Here is a 536-nt window from a genome sequence, read left to right as displayed (position 1 = left end):
GCTGGCCCCCGCCCCGGCCGCCCCGGCGGCGACGGCGGGCACGCGGGTGGTCTCGTCGGTGTCACGCGCGGCCGTGGAGTCCACCCGGGAGGTGTCGGCCAGGCGGATGACGTCGCTGTCCGCCGGGAGGGAGCCCGTGGTGGAGCCGGAGACGTCCGTGGTGCTCCCCACCGGCGGGGCCGGGGTCGGCTCGGGGGCGGAGACGCGGGTGGTGGCGGCCTCGTCGGTGCCGATGACGGGCACCGCGAAGGTGGGCACGTCGTCACCTGGCTGCCAGGGGGCGTGGTCGTCGCTCGACTCCGCGGTCCCCTCCTCCTCGACGGTCACGTCCGGAGCCGGGGCGTCCTGCGAGGCGTCGTCCACGGGCCCGGCCGGGGCGTCCTGCGAGGCGTCGTCCACGGGCCCGGCCGGGGCGTCGTCAGCGGCCCCGTCCTCCCGGGGCGCACCGGTGTCCAGCGGCGTGAAGGGTGCGGGCTCGGAGGCCGTGGTCTCCTGCGACCGGTCCACCTCCAGCGGGCGAAACGCGGGGGACTCGC

General features: G+C 78.5%; 1 pseudogene. It reads right to left on the bottom strand.

The window, feature by feature from the left end:
- Positions 1–536, bottom strand: a pseudogene (locus HMPREF3099_RS12820) (hypothetical protein); the annotation flags it as partial.

The organism is Kytococcus sp. HMSC28H12 (genome assembly GCF_001816045.1).
Taxonomy (GTDB): Bacteria; Actinomycetota; Actinomycetes; order Actinomycetales; family Dermatophilaceae; genus Kytococcus; species Kytococcus schroeteri.
The sequence above is the reverse complement of the archived record's forward strand: the minus strand, read 5'-3'. Positions and strand labels throughout refer to the sequence as shown.